The organism is Sphingomonas sp. (genome assembly GCF_017304615.1).
Lineage (GTDB): Bacteria > Pseudomonadota > Alphaproteobacteria > Sphingomonadales > Sphingomonadaceae > Sphingomonas.
Genome location: NZ_JAFKLZ010000003.1, coordinates 60,667 through 81,964, shown reverse-complemented (window position 1 = coordinate 81,964; position 21,298 = coordinate 60,667). Strand labels below are relative to the sequence as shown.

The following is a 21,298-nucleotide window of genomic DNA, read 5'->3' as shown; positions in this document are numbered from 1 at the left end:
TCAGACCGCGAGCATTCCGCCGTCGATCGGCAGCGTCACGCCGGTGATGTAGCTCGCCATTTCGGAGGCGAGGAACACGATCGGCCGCGCGACTTCGGAAGGTTCTCCGGTGCGCTTGAGCGGCGTGCGCGAGAACAGGTCGGCCATCGCCTCGGTATTGGCGCGGCGCGTGGCGGTCATCTCGGTATTGATCACGCCCGGCGCAACCGCGTTCACGCGAATGCCGTGCGGTGCGAACTCCTTGGCGAGCGACTGGGTCAGCAGCACCACGCCGGCCTTCGAGGCCATATAACCGTAAGACGAAGTGTAGGCGATGAACGAGGTGATCGATGCCAGGTTGATGACGGTGCCTTTGGTCGCGCACAAATGCCCGAAAAAGGCCCGCGAGACATGGAACGTGCCCGACAGATTGACGTCGATCTGGCGATGCCAGATCGCTGGCGCGTCATCGCGATCGATCGGCGCCGCGCCCGATACGCCGGCGGAATTGACGAGGATCGAGACCTGCCCGATTTCCCCCGCGATCCGCACCGCGAGCGCCTCGCAGCCGGCGAGATCGGTCACGTCGATCGGAAAGGCATGAGCCGTCGCGCCGGTTTCGCGCAACGCTTGCGCGGAGCGCTCCGCAGCCTGCGGATCGAGATCGGCAAGGATGACCGCGGCGCCTTCGTCGCAAAAAGCCCGGGCAATCGCCGCGGCGAGGCCGCCGCCGCCGCCCGTGATAAAGGCGAGCTTTCCAGTTAGCAGCATAGAGTTGCACCCTCGCTATGGTTTGATTTCGTTTGGCGCCCTGATCGGTCAGTACGCATAATGAAGCCGCACACCGTACGTGACGGGCATACCTGCATAGGCTTTGATCGTGTCGTAGAGCGGGACAAGATTATTAACGTAATACTCGTTCGTTACGTTGTCGGCATAGACCAATACACGCCACCCGGCTTGCTTGTTCTCGATTCCCGCGCGCAGATCCAAGGTGTTGTAGGCATCGATCGTCAGCCGGGGATCCTCGCCGAAGACCGCCGAAGCCGAGGATCGATAGGCATAACTGCCGCCGACGAAAGCGTTGATCTTGCCCGTAAGTGCCCAGCCATATTCGGCGTCAGCATTGAACTGCCATTCGGGCGAATAGCTGAGGATTCGGCCAGCATAGTTCGTCACCACGCCCTTGGAATCGAGGCCGATATAATCGTCGATCCTTGTTTTGATGTACGATCCCGATGCCGTCACCGCGAGGCCGCGCACCGGCACCGCGCTGAGATCTGCCTCGATCCCGTAAAGATGCGATTTAGGCACGTTGGTAAGCCGCGACAGCGTCGCGAAAATCGGATCGCGGAAGAAACCGCGGAGTTGTTTGTCGCGATAATCGTAGTAGAAGCCGGCGACGTTGAGCTGGACCCGACGGTCGAACAGCTTGGCTTTCGCGCCCACTTCGTAAGCGAGGACTTTTTCCTGCCGGGCGGGATCATATTGCGTGTAGCTGGTAGACGGCAAGGTCGGGAAACTGCCCGATTTATAGCCTTGGCTGACCGAGACGTAGAGCAGGGTATCAGGCATCGGCTTCCAGTCGAGCGCGCCGCGCCACGAGACGTTATGCTCTTTGAGCTCGGCGATCGTGAGCCCGGGTGTGGCGGTCAGGCTCGCATTGCCGTTGGGGTTCACGAAGGTCGTGCAGGTGCCGGTCTGGAAGATGCCGGGCGTGAAGGCGGAATTGGGCAGCAGCGGCAGGCCAGCGCCAGAGCGCACCGAATTGCTGACAAACTGGATGATCGGCGAAAGCGTGTTGTCGCCCGAATCGCCGGCGCACCCCCGGAAATCCGCCTTGAAGCTGGTGTAGCGTGCGCCGGTCGTCAGCGAGAGCGTGTCGGTCAGGTGCCAGTCCGCCGATGCGAAGGCGGCGATCGCGGAGATCTTCTGGTCGGCGAAATTATTGGCGCTTTTGACCGTGGTTCCGGCCGGCGGCCGGTTCGCGGAGGTGTTCGCGCCGACGACCTCATTGGTGTCGTGCGTGTCGCTATGACTGTAGTTGCCGCCGACCACCCATTTGACGATATCGCTCTCGCCCGCCAGCCGCAGTTCCTGCGAGAACGAGCTGATTTTGCCGCCGGTCGTGTTCGAGAAGATGTTGACCGCGGTCGCATCATATTCGTTGCTCGCGCGGGTCTTGAAATGCGAATAAGCGGTTAGTGACGTGATCGTGATTTTGTCACTGAGATCCCAATCGATCCGGCCCGCAAGCTGGCCGAATTCGTCATGCTTTAGCCGATCGAGATTGGTGCTCCAGTCGGCGATACGCGGATCGCGTGGCGGGATCGGCGTGGCGAGCAGCGCGGGATCGGCATTGCCGGGAAATTCGATGTCGAGCGCGCGAAGCTGCGGCGCCTGCGTCTGGCCGTGGTCGCTCCAGCCTTCCGCGGTGAGCGACACGCGGAGCGCGGCGCTGAGATCGGCATCGACGATCAGGCGGCCGGTCAACTTGCGGACCTTGCCGTTGCGGTCGCCCGGCCGCGTCTGGCTAACTTGCCAGCCGTCGGCGGTATCCGATTTGAGCGCCAGGCGCGCGCGAATCTGCTCCGTCAACGGCCCGCTGACGAAGCCGCCCGCTTCGAGATGATTGAACCGCCCGAAGCCGAGATCGACCCCCGCCGAAAAGGTATCGGTCGGCTTGTGCGCGATATAGTTGATCGCGCCCGCCGTCGTGTTCTGGCCATAAAGCGTGCCCTGCGGTCCCTTGACCACCTCGACGCGCTCGAGATCGAAGGCGGCGCCTTTGGTGGTGATAGGAAACGGATAGGCGACCTCGTCCTCATAGACGCTGACGGTGCTGCTCGCCGCGAGGCTGGTGTCGCTGAAGCCGATCCCGCGCAACGTGTAGATCGGCGTGTTGAGGCTGGAATCGGCATAAGTGAAGCCCGGCACGATCCGCGACAGGTCGGACGGATCGCTGAAGCCGGCTTTTTCGAGACGATCCGCGCCCAGCACGGCCACCGCAATCCCGACATTATTAAGCTTTTCCTCGCGCTTCTGCGCGGTCACGATGATGTCGCCGACTTCGGTAGCGCTGTCGTTGGATCGCGACGCGGTTTGCGCGTGCGCCACGCCGCCGGCGAGGAGCGCGCCGCCTGCTACGGCGAGCGCCAGCATGCTCGCGCCGTTTGCCCTCGCAGAGCGCGGATTCAATCCTGTGGACATGGAAAACTCCCCTCTTTTTTTTGTTCGTAAGCGTGACGACGGCGACGCATTGCGCCTCCGTCGAATCGCTTCGCCGGCAGCTGTTTGCCGGTACTTGATCTCGGACTTTCGGCGCCTTGCGGGGCGGAGCGGTCTTCCGGCTCCCGCATCACGACGATGACATTCAACCATTCCCTGAGGAGGAGGTGATTACCGGGGGAAGAAGGTATCAGGCAACGATATTGTTTCGATCGTTACAATAGGATAATCATATATCTTATGCCGAACCTACGAGCGATCCGTTATTTCCTCGCCGTCGCCGAAACTGGCGGTTTTTCCCGCGCGGCGGAGAAGCTGCGCGTCGCGCAGCCCTCGATTACGACGCAGATTCAGCTGCTTGAGCACGAGCTCGGTGTACCTCTTTTGATCCGCCACCGGCGCGGTGCCGTACTTACGGAAGCAGGCCTCTATTTCCGCGAGCAGAGCCTCGGCATCCTTCGCCAGATCGACGCGCTCGGCAGCGACACGCGCGCGCATGCCAACGAACCGAGCGGCAGCCTAGTGGTCGGCACGACACCCTCGCTGCGCACCTTCGCGGTCGTGCCTGTCGTGCGGCGATTCTGCGGCGATCATCCGGCGGTGCGTATCCGCATGGTCGAGGCAACGACGCTAGTGCTGCGCGATCTCGTCAGCAACAATCAGGTCGACGCCGCGGTGGTGCCGACGATAGAGGTACTCGACGGTCTCGACACTATTCCCCTCGCCACCGACCCGTTGTGCCTGGTCGGCCCGATCGAGGCATCGCTCTGCATGGACGAGCCCCGCCAGATCGTCGATCTAAAGGGCTTGCCGCTGCTGATCGCGAGCCAGCCGAATAGTTTTCGCAAGTTGCTCGACCGGCTGGCTGCACGCGCCGGGATCGATCTCAACATTCGTATTGAGGCTGATGCGCTGCCGCTCAGCATCGATCTGGTCGGCGCTGGCGGCTGCTATACCGTCGCGACTCTCGGCGCCGCGAGCGAGGCGCTGGATCGCGGCCTGGTCTCGGCGGCGCCCATCCAGGGCGTCGCGATCACGTGGGTGGTCGCAACTGCTCGCGAACGCTCGCGCTCGGCCGCCACCTTGCGGTTCATCGAAATGCTGCAGCAACAATGCGCGGAAATTTTTGCGGCCCGAGCGGGCGCCCATCCGTCTTGACGGCGCTTTCCAACCGTGCGAGACGAACCACAACTGAAGGAAGCGGTTTTTCCTCGGTTGCCATTCCCAAATAAAGCTTTGTCCGGTCGTTGATCGGAGGGAGAGGGATATGTGCAATCTGGAGTCCACCGAAAATCCGAGTATCCGCTCGCTCCTTCACGGGATGCCGACCAATTGGGGCAAATGGGGCCCCGATGACGAAGTCGGCTCGCTCAACTACCTCGACACGGCGCAAGTTCTGCGCGGCGTAAGCGCCGTGCAGCAGGGGAAGACGTTCACGCTGCAGGTTCAGATGGGCCGCCCGCAAGGCGACCCGTTATGGCCGGGACGCGCCCCGCTCCAGCGCTTCAACATCCTCGACAAGGGCGATTTCCTGAGCGGGAAGATGGACGCCACGCCTGCCCAGCCCGAATATGCCGACGACATGATGATCCTCAACCTGCAGGGTTCAACGCAATATGATGCGCTCGGCCATGTCTGGTACGACGACCAGCTGTATAACGGCTATGACGCGAAATCGACCATCGGCGGGCTCGCCAAGGCAAGCGTCCTACCGATAGCGGAGCGCGGTGTGGTCGGTCGAGGCATCCTGCTCGATATTGCCCGACATCGCGGCAAGCTCCATCTCGACCGCGCCGAAACCTTCGATCACGAAGACCTGATGGCGACTGCCGACGCGCAGGGCGTCTTGATCGAGAAACGGGACATCCTGCTGATCCGTACCGGCTGGGTCGGTTCGTTCTATACGCGCGATCCGGCGGAGTTCTACGCTGATTATGTCGAGCCCGGGCTCACGTTCAGCCCTGCGCTGGTGGAATGGTTCCGCGACATGGAGATCCCCAATTTCGTCACCGACACGATCGGCAACGAAACCTCGATCGATCCGGTCTCGGGAGTCGCAATGCCGCTCCACAACGCGTTGATGCGCAATCTCGGCGTCGCCTTCACCGAGATCGCGCAGCTCGATCCGCTCGCGGAGGATTGCGCGGCCGATGGGCAGTGGACGTTCCTGTACACCGCCGCCCCGCTCAAGGTCGTCCAGGGCACTGGCGCGCCGGTCAATCCGATCGCGATCAAATAGCGACGCCTGCCGCCACGGCAGCATTACAAAAAGGAATAGCCATGATCAGCGCGATCCTCGACGAGCGCATCGATACCCGAATCTTCACGCGCCTGAATCCCATCACCGGCGAGGTCGCCTCGACGGCGCCCGCCAATAGCCCAGCCGACGCGGCCGCGATCGCCGATGAGGCGGCGGAAGCCTTTCCCGGCTGGTCCGCGCTCGGGCCGAATGAGCGGCGACGTCTGCTGATGGGCGCGGCGGACGCAATGCAGGCCAAAGCGCCGGACTTCGTCGATGCGATGGTCGCCGAGATCGGTGCCACTGAGGGCTGGGCGCGGTTCAATCTCAATCTTGCGATCGGCATCGTGCGGGAGGCAGCGGCGATCACCACTCAGATCTGCGGCGAGGTCATCCCCTCGGACAAGCCCGGCTGCATCGCGATGGCTTTGCGCGAACCGATTGGCGTGATCCTCGGCATCGCGCCGTGGAACGCGCCGATCATCCTCGGCGTGCGCGCGATCGCGGTGCCGCTCGCCTGCGGCAACACCGTGATCCTCAAGGCGAGCGAGCAATGCCCACGCACCCACGGCCTCATCGTCGCCGCGTTCCGCGAGGGCGGCTTGCCCGAGGGCAGCGTCGGCATCGTCACCAACGCGCCCGAGGATGCCGGCGCAGTGGTCGGCGCGCTGATCGATCATCCCGCAGTGCGCCGCATCAACTTCACCGGATCGACTGCGGTTGGCCGCATCATCGCGAAGCGCGCGGCCGAGTATCTCAAGCCGGTGCTGCTTGAACTTGGCGGCAAGGCGCCGCTGATCGTGCTCGAGGATGCGGATCTCGACGAGGCGGTGAAGGCGGCGGCGTTCGGCGCGTTCATGAATTCCGGGCAGATCTGCATGTCGACCGAGCGGATCATCGTGCTCGATGCGATCGCCGACGCCTTTGTCGAGAAGTTCGCGCGCAAGGTCGATACGATGGCGGTCGGCGATCCGAGCGAAGGCAAGGCGCCGCTCGGCGCGGTGATCGATCGCAGGACCGTCGCGCACGTGACGGCGCTGATCGAAGACGCGCTCGCGGCGGGCGCGGAGATGCTGGCAGGGGGAGCGGCCGACGGCGTGCTGATGCCCGCGCACGTGATCGACCGCGTCACGCCCGCGATGAAGCTGTTCCGCGACGAAAGCTTCGGGCCCGTCGTCGCGGTGATCCGCGCGAGGGATGAGGCCGAGGCGATCGTCCTCGCCAACGATACTGAATACGGGCTCTCCGCTGCTGTCTTCACGCGCGACACCGCGCGCGGCCTGCGCGTCGCGCGCCAGATCAGATCGGGCATCTGCCACGTCAACGGCCCGACCGTACACGACGAGGCGCAGATGCCGTTCGGGGGCACCAAGGCCTCCGGCTACGGCCGCTTCGGCGGCAAGGCCGGGATCGACAGCTTCACCGAGCTGCGCTGGATCACGATCGAGACCCAGCCCGGCCACTTTCCCATCTGACTCACTTCAACGCACGGAATGGAAAATCCAATGACCGAGACATCCCCGCTGGGCACCGTCGCCTATGACATCGTCGATCGCATCGCCTGGGTCGCCTTCAACCGGCCCGAGAAGCGCAATTGCATGTCCCCCACGCTCAACCGCGAGATGATGGGGGTGCTCGACGCGCTCGAATATCGCGACGATGTCGGCGTGCTGGTGCTTACCGGCGAGGGCACCGCCTGGTCGGCGGGCATGGACCTCAAGGAATATTTCCGCGAGACCGAGGCGAAGGGGCTCGGCGCCACGCGCCAAGCGCAACGCGAGAGCTATGGCTGGTGGCGGCGGCTGCGCTGGTATCAGAAGCCGACGATCGCGATGGTCAATGGCTGGTGCTTCGGCGGCGGGTATGGCCCTCTCTTCGCCTGTGATCTCGCTTATGCGGCGGAAGACGCGCAGTTCGGCCTTTCCGAGATCAACTGGGGTATCCTGCCCGGCGGCGGCGCCACCAAGGTCGCGACCGAGCTGATGCCGTTCCGCAAGGCGATGTACCACGCGATGATGGGCGAGAATGTCGACGGCAAAACTGCCGCCGCCTGGGGCCTCGTCAACGAGGCGTTGCCGCTCGCCGATCTCAGGGCGCGCGTGACCGCGGTCGCGACCGTGCTGCTCAAGAAGAATCCGGTCGCGCTCAAGGCGACCAAGGATGCGATCCGGCGGGTCGGCGAGATGACTTACGACAATGCCGAGGATTATCTGATCCGCGCGCAGGAAGCCGCCAACAGTCAGGACAATGAAGGCCGCAAGGAAGGCATCAGGCAGTTCATCGACGACAAGACCTTCAAGCCCGGTCTCGGCGCCTATGACACGAGCAAGCAGAAGGCGCGCGAGGCATGACGGTCGCCGCCACGATCGCGCCGCCCGGCGCGCGCGCGCTCGATCGCCTGCTGAAGGCACGCTCGGTCGCCATTCTCGGCGTGTCCGAACGCACCGGCGCGCTCGGCAATCAGGTGCTCGCCAATCTGGAGCTGCATGGCTTTGCCGGCGATATCCACCTGATCAACGCGAAGCACGACATGCTGGCCGGCCGGTTATGCCTGCGCTCGGTCGACGATCTGCCGATCGGCGTCGATGCGGCGGTGCTCGCGATTCCCGGCGCGGCTGTGCTCGACACGGTGCGCGCGCTCGCCCGGCGCGATGTCGGCGCGGCGGTGATCTTCGCGGCGGGCTTCGCCGAGGGCGGCGAGGAAGGGTTCGCCGTCCAGCGTGAACTGGCGCGGATCGCCGCCGACAGCGGCATGGTGATCGAGGGGCCGAACTGCCTCGGCATGACCAATTATGTCGACGGGATCGCGCTCACCTTCGTCAAGACCCCCGCCGAGCGGCTAGGCGACCGGCCGGGCGTCGGCATCGTCTCGCAATCGGGGGCGATGGCGGTGGTGCTGGGCACTACGTTGATGTCCAAGGGGCTCGGCATCTCGATCTCGGTCTCGACCGGCAACGAGGCGGCATCGGGCGCGGAGGATTATCTCGATCACCTGATCGATGCGCCGCACACCCGGGTCATCGCGCTGATCGTCGAGCAATTCCGCCAGCCACGGCGTTTCCTCGCGCTCGCGGCTAAGGCGCGCGCGGCGGGCAAGCCGATCATGCTGCTGCATCCGGGCCGGTCGAGCGCGGCGCGCGAATCCGCCGCGACGCATACCGGCGCGATGGCGGGCGACTGGCAGGTGATGAAGACGCTGGCCGAACATGCCGGCGTCGTGCTGGTCGGCGGGCTGGAGGAACTTGCCGACGTGATCGATCTCGCGATCCGCTGCGGCCCGCTCGCGCCGGGCGGCGCGGCGGTGCTAACCGAATCGGGCGCGTTCAAGGCGCTGGCGCTCGATCTGTGCGAGGCGATCGGGCTCGATCTTCCTGCTCCCGCGCCCGAAACGAGCGCCGCCCTGCGCTCCGCGATGCCGGATTTCATTCCGGTCAGCAATCCGATGGACCTGACCGCGCAATCCTTGGTCGATCCCGATCTCTATCGCCGCACGCTTGCGCCGTTGCTCGCCGACGATCGTTTCAGCGCGATCATCCTCGGGATCATCCAGACCGATGCGGCGACCGCGAAGCTCAAATTCGAGCCGATCATTGAGGCGATCCGCGCGCTCGCCCCCGCAAAGGCAGTGATCTTCGCGGGGCTCGACGAGGGAGCGCCGGTGCCGTCCCACTTCATCACCGCGCTGCGAGCGCTCGGAGTCCCGTATTTCCCGTCGCCCGATCGTGCCTTTCGCGCCGTCGCCCGGCTGAACGCGCGGCCGCATGACGGCATCGCCGGTCTCGCGCCCGTCACGGCCGCGTTGCCGCATGGTGGGGTGATCCCGGAATATCGCGCCAAGGCGGTGCTGGCGGCAATCGGCGTGCCCTTTCCCAAGGGTGGATTCGCCACCACGGCCGAGGAGGCGCAGGCGGTCGCGGCGCGGATCGGCTATCCCGTCGTGCTCAAGGCGCAGGCACAAGCACTCAGCCACAAGAGCGATGCGGGCGGAGTCATCCTTAATCTCGCCGACGCCGATGCGCTTGGCGCAGCGTGGCAGCGACTGCACGACAATGTCGCAGCTTATGACGCGAGCGTGTCGCTGGACGGCGCGCTGATAGAGACGATGGGCGCGCGCGGGGCCGAGCTGATCGTCGGCGCGCGCAACGATCCCGAATGGGGGCCGGTCATCCTGATCGGCTTCGGCGGCGTGCAGGCCGAGATCCTGCAGGACGTCCGGCTGCTCCCGCCCGATCTGCCGCACGAGGCGATCATGGCCGAGCTGCGCGCGCTCAAATCCGGGGCGCTGCTCGACGGGTGGCGGGGATCGCCCGCACTCGATGTCGAGGCGGTGGCCGCGATCGTCGCGCGGCTCGGCCGGCTGCTGCTCGGCACGCCGGCGATCCGCGAGATCGATCTCAATCCGGTGATCGTCTTTCCGCAAGGCCAGGGCGCGATCGCGCTCGATGCGCTGATCCTCGCCGACTGAATGTTCCCGGTCGCCGCCGCCCGCCAGCGGCGACCGGGGCCTCAGCCCGCCAATTGCCGTTCGAGCAGATCAAGCACGCGGTAGCACGGCATCACCTGCGCAACCGAGCCGTTCGGCTCGCGGCCTTCACGGAGCGCGGCGACGAACTCACGGTCCTGCAATTCGATGCCGTTCATTGAGACGGCGACTTGCGATACGTCGATCCGCTCCTCCCGGCCGGTGACGAGATCGTCGTAGCGCGCGATATAGGTCGCAGTGTCACCAATATAGCGGAAGAAGGTGCCGAGCGGCCCGTCATTGTTGAAGCTAAGCGACAGCGTGCAGATCGCGCCGCGCTCGCTCTTGAGCTGGATCGACATGTCCATCGCGATGCCGAGATCCGGGTGGATCGGGCCTTCGATGGCGTAGGCCTGCGTGATCGCCCCGGCCTGATAAGCGAACAGATCGACGGTATGCGCAGCGTGGTGCCAGAGCAGGTGATCGGTCCAACTACGCGGCTCGCCTTTGGCGTTGATGTTCCTGCGGCGGAAGAAATAGGTCTGGACGTCCATCTGCTGAATGTCGAAGTCGCCCGCGACGATCCGCTGGTGGACGAAATGGTGGCTCGGATTGAAGCGCCGGGTATGGCCGACCATGCAGACGAGCCCGGTCTCCCGCTGCCTTGCCAGCACAGCTTCGGCATCGGCGAGGCTGTCGGCGAGCGGGATCTCGACCTGGACATGCTTACCCGCATCCATGCACTGGATCGCCTGGGCGGCATGCATCTGCGTTGGCGTGCAGAGGATCACCGCATCGACATCGGCGCGGGCGAGCGCATCCTCAAGATGCTCGGAACTATGCCTCGCGCCGTATTTCGCGGCGATCGCGGCGGCCTGTTCGCCGGTGCGGCTGACGATCGAGACGATCTCGACGCCGTCGATCAGCGTGAGACCTTCGAGATGCTTCTCTCCAAAGGCGCCGGCGCCGGCGAGCGCGATTCTCATGCGATGATCTCCGGGGTAACGGGTTCGAGGACGATGTGGCCGACCGCAGTGTTGCTGGCGGGCACGTGATAATGGCGGTGAAGGCAGCGCGTGGCCTTGCCGAGCGCGCCGCGCATGATCAGCCACATCACCATCTCGATGCCTTCGCTGCCGGTCTCGCGCAGATACTCGATGTGCGGCACCCGGCGGAGCCGGTCGCTCTCGCCGACCAGCCCGTCGAGGAAATCCTTGTCCCACGCCGCGTTGATCAGGCCGGCGCGCGCGCCCTGAAGCTGGTGGCTCATACCGCCGGTGCCCCAGACCTGCACGTCCAGACCCTCCGCGAAGCTCGCCACCGCGCGCGCGATGGCCTCGCCCAGCGCCCAGCAACGATTGCCCGAGGGCGGCGGATAGGTGACGACATTCACCGCGAGTGGGATCACCCGGCACGGCCACACGGCCACTTTTCCGAACATCATCGAGAGCGGCACGGTGAGGCCGTGATCGACCTGCATCTCGTTGATGATGGTCATGTCGAATTCATCGAGGATCAGGCTCTGCGCGATATGCCAGGCGAGATCGGGATGACCCTCGACGACCGGCACATTGCGCGGTCCCCAGCCTTCGTCGGCGGGCTCGTATCGCTCGCCACAGCCGATCGCGAAGGTCGGGATAATCTTCATGTCGAATGCTGAGGCGTGATCGTTATAGACGAGGATCACCACATCCGGTCGCGCTTCGGCCTCCCAGGCGCGGGTCCATTCGTAGCCGGCGAAAACGGGCGCCCAATAAGGCTCCGCCGTCCTGTCGAGGTCGCTCGCGACGCCGAGCGCCGGGATATGGCTCGAGCCGACGCCGGCGGTGATCCGCGCCATCGTTAGCGGCCTTCCCGGATCGAGCGCTGCCCCTCGGGGGAGCGGCCGCCAGCGATCATCATCGCGGCATAATCGTCGAGGCTCATGCCGCTCATTGTCGAGACTGCCTGCAGAAAGGACAGGCCGTCGCTCGAGAAGATCTTGGCCATGAAATAGATGTTGCCGCCGAGATCGAGCAGCCGGTTATAATCGCGCGCGAGCACAGCCTGCTTCTGCGCCTCGCTCATCGGCCAGCCGTCGAGATAGGCACGCTCGTCAGCTTGCCAGCGGTCCCGGTTGTCGGGGCGCATCAGGCTCATCGCGAACTGGTTGAGGTGATAGCCCGCTCGCGCGCGTTGCGCGGTGAAGACACGCGTACCGGGGATATCCTCGAACTCGGCGAGATAGGCGTGGATATCCATCAGCCCGTTTCCCCGGGCCAGTAGAGCCGCATCGGATTGTCGACGAGGAGCTTGCGCTGCAGTTCCGCCGTCGGAGCGATACGCGGGATGAGGTCGACCAGCTTGCCGTCATCGGGCATGTGGCCGACCATGTTGAGGTTCGGGTGCGGCCAGTCGGTGCCCCACAGTACGCGATCGGGGAAGCGCTCGACCACCTTGCGTGCGAACGGCACGAAATCGTCATAGCTCGGCGGACCGGACTTTGACAGCCGCTCGGGGCAGGTCACCTTGGACCAAACGTTCCGGCGCTCCATGAAGGTCAGGAACGATGCGAATTCGGGGCCCTCCGGGTCTTTCGTCACATCGGGCCGGCCCATGTGATCGACCACCAAGGTCGTCGGCAAAGCCGTGAAGAAATCCCATTTCTCGGCGAGATCGGCCGCCTCGAAATAGATTACGACATGCCAGCCGAATGCTGCGATCCTGTCGATGATCGCACGATAATAACTGTCGGGCCGAGGATCGACGAGCCGCTTCACGTAATTGAAGCGCACCCCGCGCACGCCAGCCTCGTGCATCGCCGCCAGTTCGTCCTCGCGGATATCGCCGCGCACATCGGCGACGCCGCGCGCGCGGCCGCGGGCATGGACGAGCGCGTCGATCACCGCGCCGTTATCCTTGCCGTGGCAGGTCGCCTGCACGATCACGTTGCGCGAGAAGCCGAGGAAATCGCGCAGTTCGTAAAGCGCGTCGCGTCCGGCGTCGCAGGGCGTATATCTGCGCTCGGGCGCGAACGGAAATGCATCGCCCGGTCCGAAGACGTGACAATGCGCGTCGACCGCGCCAGGCGGCGGCGTGAACGCAGGCTTCGAGGGCGCCGGATCGAAGCACAGCCAGTCGGCATCCATCGCGAAGGCGCTCACTTGCCGAGCGCCTTCAGCATCGCATCGAGCCTCGGGAAGACGCGCCGGGCGTTGCCCTCGAAGATTGCGTGGCGCTGAGCGTCACTGATAGGCAGCGCGTCGACGTAGCGTCTGGTGTCGTCGAAATACTGCCCGGTAGTCGGATCCACGCCGCGTACCGCGCCGACCATCTCGCTGCCGAACAGGATGTTCTTCGTCTCGATCACCCGCGCCAGCAGATCGATGCCCGGCTGATGATAGACGCAGGTATCGAAGAACACGTTGTTCATGACATGCGTGCCGAGGTCGGGTCGCTGGAGCATGTCGGCCAGCCCGCGATAGCGACCCCAATGATAGGGCACCGCGCCACCGCCATGCGGGATGATGAAGCGCAGCGTCGGGAAATCGGCGAACAGATCGCCCTCGATCAGCTGCATGAACGCGATCGTGTCGGCGGCAATATAATAAGCGCCGGTCGCATGCAGGCCGGGATTGCAGCTTCCCGAGACGTGGATCATTGCCGGCACGTTGAGCTCGATCATCTTCTCGTAGAACGGATACCAGAAGCGATCGGTGAGCGGCGGCGCGGTGAAGTCCCCGCCGCCCGGATCGGGATTAAGATTGCAGCCGATGAACCCGAGTTCGGAGACGCAGCGATCGAGTTCCTCGATCGAGCCGGCCATGTCGGCCCTCGGGTTCTGCGGCAGCATGCAGACGGGCGCGAAGATGTCGGAGTATAGATCGGCGCAGCGCCGGATCAGGTCGTTATTGGCGCGCGCCCAAGCCTTCGCCACATTCTCGTCGCCGACATGCGGCGCCATTGCGGAAGCGCGCGGCGAGAAGATCGTCATGTCTGCGCCGCGCTCGCGCAGCAGGCGGAGCTGATTCGCTTCCAACGTCTCGCGGATTTCGTCGTCGGAGATGGCGGGATAGCGCGGGGAGCCCTCGCCAGTCAGGAACGCGGCCTTTTGCCTCTGGCGCCAGCCGTTATGCGCGCTGGGTGCAGTAGTATAATGACCATGGCAATCGATGATCATACGGCCTGCGCCTTCGGGCCTGGCATGACGATGGCGAGTTTGGCGGCGAGCCCCTCGGGCGGCGAAACTCCAAGCGTGCCGATTGCGCGCTGGCGTTTGACGGTGCCGTTGCTCATCACCGCTCCCGTTCCGAGCGCGTCGAGCGTCTTGATGACTTCTTCCATCTCGGCGGCGCGGCGAACGCCGTGTGCGAGCATGCGATCGAAATTGTAGTCCGCGCGCTCGGCCCAGCGCGCAGACGGCTGGCCCGCGTCGAGTGAGGAGAGCACTTCGTCAAGCACCCCAGCGCGATCGGCGGCGATCAAGCATTCGGCGGTGAGCGCCTCGATGCCCTTGACGATCACCGATCGGATCATCTTGATCGATGAGGCGCGGCCGACCGCACCAGCGATGATGCGGACATTGGAGAAACCGAGCCCGGCGAGAAAGGCTGCGCCCGCTTCCGCGTGCATACCGGAGACCAGTAATGGCGCTTTCGTGCGCGCCGGCAGTACCGCCGACATCACCGCAACATCAACATAGCGTCCTTTTTTGCTATCGATGGCGGTCGCGGCAGCGCGCTTGGTGTCGGGGGAGACGCTGTTCATGTCGAACCAAAGGCAGCCGGGCGTGATCCGCGCACTTTGGGCGACGCGTAGAGCCTGGTCGGCAGTCACGAGCGACAACACTGCCTCAGCCGTATCCAGCGCCTGGCGCGCGGTGGCGCAGCCGGCGACGCCTAGCGCAGCATACTCCGTCCGTTTCGCGGCGGCGAGATCGGGCCGGTCGGTCTTGACGTCGTATGCGCGCAGATCGGCGGCGAGGCCAGGCGTGAACGCCATCGCGGCCTCTCCGAATCCGATTAGGGCTGTCGTCCGCTCCATCGGTCCCGCTTGGCGCGCGCCGCGCACCCAGCCCAATCGAAATCGTCGGCGGATTATTCGAAATCCTGATTCCTTATGCGCGATGCCGAGTTCGACAATGCCGCCAGGAAGCCTGCCTGCGGGCGAGTCGGCCGCCAGTCGCGCCGCGTCGTTACGCCGATCACGCGGCCGCTCATCTCGGGTTGCGGCCCGATCGCGGCCAACACGCCGCTGTCGACCTCCAGCGCGACCTGCTGCGGCGAGAGCAGAGTGAGGAAATCGCTTTCGACGAGGATGCCGCGGATCACCATGACCGATCCGCAATGGATCGGGGCGCGGGGAAGCGGGCCGCTCCCGAACAGTCGTTCCCACAGCGCGCGCAGGGGCGCACCCGAATGGCCCACGATCCAGGGATAGCTGGCAAGCTCATGCGCGGACGGCGACGCCGCGCCCGCGAGCGGATGGCCGGCGCGGCCGACGATCATCAGCCGGTCGGTGAGGAGCGCCGTCTGCAGCAGATCGGGCGGGGCGGGTTCAGGGCGCAACGCACCGATCATGAGGTCGATCGCGCCGTCGCGCAGCGCCTCGACAAGTTCGCGCCACGAGCCTTCGATCACGTCAATTTCGGAGTGGGGCAGTTCGGCGACAAGCTGCGCGATCGCGCGCGGCACCAGCATCGCTCGCGATAGCGGCATCGCGCCGATCACGACGCTGCCGCCATTGACATCGCAGATTTCTGCGATCGCCGCCGCGATTTCCGCGCGCGCGAGACGAATGCCGCGTGCGAGCCGCAGCCCCGCCGGGCTGAGCGCGATACCGCGCCCGCGCCGGTCTACCAGCGGGATGCCGCAGATCTGTTCGAGATCGCGCACCGCGCGGTGAATCGCCGGTTGCGAGAGGTCAAGCGCCGACGCAGCGCCAACGAAGCTCCCAGTATCGGCGAGGCTGAGAAAGGCACGGAGTTGCGTCGCGGTCATAAGCCATTCGGGCCTGGCGAATCTGCGCCCTGCGCGCACTGCGGCGGCAAGATGCGCGAACGCCGCCGTGCCGCGCTCGGCCAGCGCGTATCCGGCTTCGGTCGAGTCCATCCCGCCCGGTCGCCTCAAGAACAGCGCGACGCCGAGTTGCGCCTCGAGCTTGGCGATGCCTTGGGTCAGCGCCGGTTGCGACAAGCTGACGGCATTGGCGGCAGCGCTCATGCTGCCACACTGCACGATCGCGCCGATCGCGCGGAGGTGCCTGAAGTTGAGATCGAAGGGCACGACGCTCATGCAAGACATAGAGAAAACTTATCGACGTCTTGCAATTCGAAATTGCGATCTCTCGCGGAAGGTTCACGTCGCACGAGCGAAGGAGATTGCGAACATGGCCAAGGTCGTCACCCGGATCGAGCGCGCCGACGCGGCGGTCATCGACGGTCTCGCGCATGCCGGCGTCGCGACAGTGCATGAAGCGCAAGGTCGCATCGGACTGCTCGCCAGCCGCATGCGCCCGATCTATCCGGGTGCGCGCGTCGCCGGATCGGCGGTGACGATTTCGGCACCGCCGGGCGACAATTGGATGGTCCATGTCGCGATCGAACAGCTCGAGGCGGGCGACATTCTCGTGCTCGCCCCGACAAGCCCATGCGAGGACGGCTATTTCGGGGATCTCCTTGCCACCTCGGCAATGGCGCGCGGCTGCTGTGGCCTCGTCATCGACGCAGGCGTGCGCGATGTGCGCGACCTCACGCAGATGGGCTTCCCGGTCTGGTCCACGGCGGTGTTCGCACAAGGGACCGTCAAGGCGACGCTCGGCTCGGTCAACGTGCCGGTCGTCTGTGCGGGGGCGGCGATCGGCGCCGGTGATATAATCGTGGCGGATGATGACGGCGTCTGCGTCGTTAAGCGCACAGATGCTGCAGGCGTGCTCAAAAAAGCACAGGCGCGCGAGGCGAACGAGGAAGCCAAGCGCCAGCGGCTCGCGGCGGGCGAACTCGGCCTCGACATCTACGACATGCGCGGCAAGCTCGCGGAATTGGGTCTGAAATATGAGTAACGGCGTGCGATGCATGTGGATGCGCGGCGGCACATCCAAGGGCGCATTCTTCCTCGCTGAAGACCTGCCAACCGACGCCGCCGCGCGCGACGCCTTCCTGCTGCGTGTTATGGGCTCGCCCGATTCGCGCCAGATCGATGGCATGGGCGGCGGAGATCCCCTTACTTCGAAAGTCGCGGTCGTGTCGAAATCGGCGCGCGACAGCGTCGATGTCGACTATTTGTTCCTGCAGGTCTTCGTCGATCAGGCGATCGTCTCGGATGCGCAGAATTGCGGCAATATGCTTGCTGGCGTCGGGCCGTTCGCAATCGAGCGCGGGCTGGTCGTGGCGAGCGGCGGCGAGACGCGAGTTGCGGTCTTCATGGTCAATACCAGCCAGATCGCGGTTGCGACATGCCAGACGCCGGGGGGCATCGTGACTTATGCGGGTGATGCGCGGATAGACGGCGTACCGGGCAGTGCCGCGCCGATCGCGCTCGAATTTCGCGACACCGCTGGCTCATCGTGCGGCGCGTTGCTGCCGACTGGCAACGCCGTCGACATGATCGACGGAGTGGCCTGTACGCTCATCGACAATGGTATGCCGTGTGTGGTGTTCCGCGCCGCCGATGTCGGCGCGACCGGCTATGAGGACCGCGAAACGCTGGACACCGCGGCGGAGTTGAAGGTGCGCATCGAAGCGATCCGGTTGCAGGCCGGGCCGATGATGAACCTCGGCGACGTTGCCGACAAATCGGTGCCGAAGATGATGCTGGTGGCAGCACCCGCCCATGGCGGCGCGGTGACGGTGCGCAGCTTCATTCCTCACCGTGCGCACGCGAGCATCGGCGTGCTGGGCGCGGTGAGCGTGGCGACGGCGTGCCTGATCGAAGGATCGCCCACCGCAGCAGTTGCGGAGGTGTCGGACGGTGCGCGCAAGACGCTGTCGGTCGAACATCCGACCGGCGAGATGAGCTGCATTCTGAAACTGGACGATGCGGGCAACGTAACGACCGCCGCTTTGTTACGCACGGCTAATAAACTGATGGATGGCGAAATCTTTGCGTGAAGGCCGATAAAAGAGCTTAAGATATCATGCGAATGCAGACGGCGGGATAGTCGGCACAATAAGGGCCGACCGCGACGGGTCGTGCCACGCCACGTACCCCGGGGAATCCACACGGACTCTACCGTCAGATTTTTATCTAATAGGATTACAATAATATTATCCTATCGAAGCGATCGTAACAATATCGTTGTTTTATACATTGTCCGGCCGATATTGCTCCTCCCCTAATGGCTTGGTCTCGCTATCACAGCGTGGGAGTCGGAAAGAGGTCGTCTCAATGAGTGATCTTGTGCAGCGCTTCGACGTCACCCCCTCGCTGATAAACCAGATCAACCAAGAGGGAGCGGTTGTACTTCGACAACTCTTCACATCAGAGGCTATCAAAGCTTTTGAAAAGGCCGCACTTGACCTCAGCGTGCCGCCAGACCACGATGGTGATAATTCCTTCAAGCGGCTGGCGTATGGCGACGGACCGCCATCGAAAATCATCACCGCTCTGTGTAGATCCACGGAGTTCTCTCGCATCATCGGGAGGCTGACGGGCCAGCATCAAGTAGCCACCAATATGCTCTCGTTTGAGCTCACACCTGCCGACAAGGGGTCAGAGTGGCACTTCGGACGTAGAAGCTTCTGCTTCGTTGGACCGGAAGTCGCATCCTTCACGCTTTGGATACCCCTCACGCCTGTTAGGGAAGAGCCGAACGGCGGAGGATTGATTTGGGCGCCGCAGGATATGTTCAGTGCCTATAGCCGCATTCAGCAATGGACGATGGTCTTTCGAAGTTTAGGAAAAATAGGCGGCAGAGATTTTTTGAGCGCGGCGCGCCTTCTGCAGTTTGGCCCGGACGGAGATCCTTGGACCGGACCATTTGACGAGCAGATCCTTGAAGCCGCAAAGCACCCTGATCAGGACTTTGATCCAGGAGATGCGCTGCTGTTTTCAAGAAACGTGTGGCACCGGACCTCTCGCCTGAAATCAGCGGATTTGCCGAACCGAAAGGCAATCGTGATAAGATTTTCCGATGGACGATCCTTCTTGGACAAGAAATGTATTGAAGGCGTCGCTAAGTCCTTGCGGCCGAAAGCCGACAACTTCCTCACAATGCTGATGGACGCCGACGAAACCGTTGCGCTTGCTGCCCAGCCCTTCGCCACTTCACTGGCTGAATCTGAACCTCTTCCTGAGAGTGTATCCAGCTAGGCTGAGCGGAATATGAGCAAATCGACGTTGGCGAGCGTACGAGATTTGAGCCGAACGGGCGTCACGATGCAAAAGACCAAGCTCGACATCCGCCCCCTGGCGGGTGCGCTGGGGGCCGAGATTCGCGGCGCCGATCTTCGCCGTCTTCTCGACGAGGATGATCGCAAGGCATTTCGCCGGGCGCTGCTCGACCATCTCGTGATCTTCTTTCCCGACCAGGGGCTCAGCAACGAGGAGCTGCTGGCGTTCGGCAAGACATGGGGGGCGTTAGCCACATATGATTTTTCGCCGACGCTTGATGCCGACCCCGAAGTGGTCGAGCTGGCCGCGTCGAGCGGCAAAACCGCCGACATCTGGCATACCGACCTCACGCACCAGCCTGACCCACCTCTCGGTTCGGTCCTCACGATGGTACGCCTGCCCGCCGTTGGCGGCGATACGATGTGGCTAAACCAATACCTTTCCTATGAGCGTCTATCTGCGCCGATCCGCAACCTGATTGATGGATTGACCGCCATCCACGAATATCCCGATCGGTTGAGAAAGGGCATCAAGAACAAGGACGCCGATCCGGGTAACGGCACGGAGCATGCCGTCGTGCAGGTCCATCCAGAAACGGGGCGCAAATGCCTTTATGTCAACCGAATGTACACGACGCGCATTCCGCAACTGTCACCATCGGAAAGCCATGCGCTGCTGCAAATGCTGTTTGCCCATTCGGAGGATTCACGCAATGTCGTGCGCTATCGCTGGTCCGAAGGCACGACTGCAGTCTGGGACAATCGCTGCACGCAGCATTGCGTAGTCAATGATTTCGAAGGCGAGCGCGTGATTCGTCGCGTGACGATCGCGGCCGATCCGCTCGCGAAGATCGAGAGTCCATGGGGCAATTATGTGCCGGGGCAGAGTTCTACTTCGACGATGATGGGTGTGACCTAGGGAGTAGACCCATAACTATTGATCCAAATGCGTATTGAGAAGAGCTTGATCCTAAATCCAGAAAGTAAAAACCGCCGCTTGACCCAACGCTCGCATCGCGGGACACACTTCCACCAGAGGCACTTCTCAATGAAAATCCCAGGTCAACTCCCAACGGAAATCAACATTAGGACAATACTTCCAAATTCTTGACAGCTTTTCGGGTCGAAGCGCCGGCCCAAGCCTGAAAATTTGAAGCGGAGGTCTCGGCTTCCTTGCGGAGCCATTCCTTGAACTGTTTGACGTCGCTTCGACGCCGCAGCTTGTCCTGCGCATATATCAAACGATAGCCGATCGGAACGGCAATGCACTCGTCGAAACATGGATCGACGCGCCCCTCAGCAATGATCCGGTCCGCGAGCATCGGCACTGCGATCGCAACGCCCAGGCCGCTTGCCGCTCCCTCATAAGCAAGGTGCGTATTCTCTACATCAGAATACTGATAGCTACCGGCCGATTCGCCAACTCCGTCGAGCCATCCTGCCCAAAGATCGGTCGCGTTCTTCGCCCGCAGCAAACGGTGCGCTCGAAGATCTTTGAACGCTTTGGGCGCCTCGCGCCCATCTGCGAGCCGCTTTGAAGCGATCGGCACGCCACTAAGCGTCACCAAAGGGTCGGATGCATAGTCGGGAGCATCTCGCGCGCCACCCCAGATCGCAAGATCTACCTCGCCACTTCGCAAGCGAGCAGAACCGCGGCCAATTTCGAGATTGATTGTAATGCCGATGCTGGAATGAAGTTCACCGAGCCTTGGCATCAGCCATCCCACTGCCAGCGCATGTGAGGTTATTACCCTCAGATGATCTCCAGCCGGTTGGTCGCGCAGCTGATTGGTTGCCCTGACGATATTCGCCATGGACGACTCGATCTCGCGACCATAGGCGCGTCCTGCCGCGGTGATTTGTGGTGTCGGGCCGGATCGATCGAATAACGAGCGTCCGACGAATGCTTCCAGAGTTTGAATTCGCCGGCTGAATGCGGAAGGGCTCAGCGCAATCTGCTCGGCGGCTTCCTGAAAGCTGCCGGCATCAAGCGCGAGCAAGAATGCCTCTATCGACTCTAGCGATGGAGCGCGACGTCCAGCCATCAGTGCCTCCGCCAAACAAATTGGCCGAGATTGACCTA

At 63.6% G+C, this 21,298-nt stretch carries 19 protein-coding genes; 9 read left to right on the top strand and 10 right to left on the bottom strand.

Annotation, left to right across the window (positions count from 1 at the left end):
* Together J0J06_RS13010 and J0J06_RS13005 are read right to left on the bottom strand one after the other, a co-directional pair.
* Positions 1-750 (bottom strand): SDR family NAD(P)-dependent oxidoreductase, encoded by a 750-nt coding sequence (locus J0J06_RS13010; protein WP_294042680.1) that lies wholly within the window; start codon positions 748-750, stop codon positions 1-3.
* Positions 751-798: 48 nt separating this feature from the next.
* Positions 799-3,141: a TonB-dependent receptor gene (locus tag J0J06_RS13005; protein WP_294042678.1), complete on the bottom strand. Its 2,343-nt coding sequence runs from the start codon at positions 3,139-3,141 to the stop codon at positions 799-801.
* A 306-nt stretch (positions 3,142-3,447) separates the two neighbouring features.
* Here J0J06_RS13005 and J0J06_RS13000 point away from each other — a divergent pair, with 306 nt between their 5' ends.
* From J0J06_RS13000 to J0J06_RS12980, 5 genes are all read left to right on the top strand, one after another.
* Positions 3,448-4,365 carry a LysR family transcriptional regulator gene (locus J0J06_RS13000; RefSeq protein ID WP_294042676.1) on the top strand — a complete coding sequence of 306 codons (918 nt, stop codon included), beginning with the start codon at positions 3,448-3,450 and terminating at the stop codon, positions 4,363-4,365.
* A gap of 109 nt (positions 4,366-4,474) precedes the next feature.
* Positions 4,475-5,446, top strand: coding sequence for a cyclase family protein (locus J0J06_RS12995; RefSeq protein ID WP_294042674.1), 972 nt, complete (start codon positions 4,475-4,477; stop codon positions 5,444-5,446).
* Between the two features lie 41 nt (positions 5,447-5,487).
* Complete coding sequence (locus J0J06_RS12990; protein ID WP_294042672.1) at positions 5,488-6,921, top strand: aldehyde dehydrogenase; 1,434 nt, start codon at positions 5,488-5,490, stop codon at positions 6,919-6,921.
* A gap of 30 nt (positions 6,922-6,951) precedes the next feature.
* Complete coding sequence (locus J0J06_RS12985) at positions 6,952-7,797, top strand: p-hydroxycinnamoyl CoA hydratase/lyase (RefSeq protein WP_294042670.1); 846 nt, start codon at positions 6,952-6,954, stop codon at positions 7,795-7,797.
* Complete coding sequence (locus tag J0J06_RS12980; RefSeq protein ID WP_294042668.1) at positions 7,794-9,911, top strand: acetate--CoA ligase family protein; 2,118 nt, start codon at positions 7,794-7,796, stop codon at positions 9,909-9,911. Before J0J06_RS12985 ends, J0J06_RS12980 begins: the two co-directional genes overlap by 4 nt.
* A 41-nt stretch (positions 9,912-9,952) precedes the next feature.
* Here J0J06_RS12980 and J0J06_RS12975 read toward each other — a convergent pair whose 3' ends face one another.
* Genes J0J06_RS12975 through J0J06_RS12945 form a run of 7 tightly spaced genes read right to left on the bottom strand, consistent with a single transcriptional unit; the run spans position 9,953 to position 16,180 of the window.
* The gene (locus J0J06_RS12975; RefSeq protein WP_294042666.1) at positions 9,953-10,894 is read right to left on the bottom strand and encodes a Gfo/Idh/MocA family oxidoreductase; all 942 of its coding nucleotides are present in this window, start codon (positions 10,892-10,894) and stop codon (positions 9,953-9,955) included.
* Positions 10,891-11,748, bottom strand: a complete 858-nt coding sequence (locus tag J0J06_RS12970; RefSeq protein ID WP_294042664.1) for a class III extradiol dioxygenase subunit beta — start codon at positions 11,746-11,748, stop codon at positions 10,891-10,893. The genes J0J06_RS12975 and J0J06_RS12970 overlap by 4 nt, the downstream gene beginning before the upstream one ends.
* 2 nt (positions 11,749-11,750) lie before the next feature.
* Entirely contained in the window at positions 11,751-12,149 is a 399-nt protein-coding gene (gene ligA / locus J0J06_RS12965) for a protocatechuate 4,5-dioxygenase subunit alpha (RefSeq protein WP_294042662.1), read from the bottom strand.
* Positions 12,149-13,036, bottom strand: a complete 888-nt coding sequence (locus tag J0J06_RS12960) for an amidohydrolase family protein (protein WP_294043362.1) — start codon at positions 13,034-13,036, stop codon at positions 12,149-12,151. The genes ligA and J0J06_RS12960 overlap by 1 nt, the downstream gene beginning before the upstream one ends.
* Before the next feature lie 11 nt (positions 13,037-13,047).
* Complete coding sequence (locus J0J06_RS12955) at positions 13,048-14,067, bottom strand: amidohydrolase family protein (RefSeq protein ID WP_294042660.1); 1,020 nt, start codon at positions 14,065-14,067, stop codon at positions 13,048-13,050.
* A complete protein-coding gene (locus J0J06_RS12950; protein WP_294042658.1) occupies positions 14,064-14,930 on the bottom strand; it encodes an NAD(P)-dependent oxidoreductase in 867 nt (288 codons plus the stop codon). Before J0J06_RS12950 ends, J0J06_RS12955 begins: the two co-directional genes overlap by 4 nt.
* Positions 14,931-14,983: 53 nt before the next feature.
* Entirely contained in the window at positions 14,984-16,180 is a 1,197-nt protein-coding gene (locus J0J06_RS12945; protein ID WP_294042656.1) for a LysR family transcriptional regulator, read from the bottom strand.
* Between the two features lie 94 nt (positions 16,181-16,274).
* On the opposite strand from J0J06_RS12945, the gene J0J06_RS12940 reads away from it, so the two are divergent.
* The 4 genes from J0J06_RS12940 (at position 16,275) to J0J06_RS12925 (ending at position 20,134) form a co-directional block, all read left to right on the top strand.
* Positions 16,275-16,946: a 4-carboxy-4-hydroxy-2-oxoadipate aldolase/oxaloacetate decarboxylase gene (locus tag J0J06_RS12940; RefSeq protein ID WP_294042654.1), complete on the top strand. Its 672-nt coding sequence runs from the start codon at positions 16,275-16,277 to the stop codon at positions 16,944-16,946.
* Positions 16,939-17,994 carry a 4-oxalomesaconate tautomerase gene (locus J0J06_RS12935; RefSeq protein WP_294042652.1) on the top strand — a complete coding sequence of 352 codons (1,056 nt, stop codon included), beginning with the start codon at positions 16,939-16,941 and terminating at the stop codon, positions 17,992-17,994. Before J0J06_RS12940 ends, J0J06_RS12935 begins: the two co-directional genes overlap by 8 nt.
* A 277-nt stretch (positions 17,995-18,271) precedes the next feature.
* Positions 18,272-19,195, top strand: a complete 924-nt coding sequence (locus J0J06_RS12930) for a hypothetical protein (RefSeq protein ID WP_294042650.1) — start codon at positions 18,272-18,274, stop codon at positions 19,193-19,195.
* Between the two features lie 66 nt (positions 19,196-19,261).
* Positions 19,262-20,134, top strand: a complete 873-nt coding sequence (locus J0J06_RS12925) for a TauD/TfdA family dioxygenase (RefSeq protein ID WP_294042648.1) — start codon at positions 19,262-19,264, stop codon at positions 20,132-20,134.
* Between the two features lie 166 nt (positions 20,135-20,300).
* Here the strand turns inward: J0J06_RS12925 and J0J06_RS12920 are convergent, their stop codons facing one another.
* On the bottom strand, positions 20,301-21,260 hold the full coding sequence (locus J0J06_RS12920; RefSeq protein ID WP_294042646.1) for a LysR substrate-binding domain-containing protein: 960 nt from the start codon (positions 21,258-21,260) through the stop codon (positions 20,301-20,303).
* Positions 21,261-21,298 lie beyond the last annotated feature (38 nt).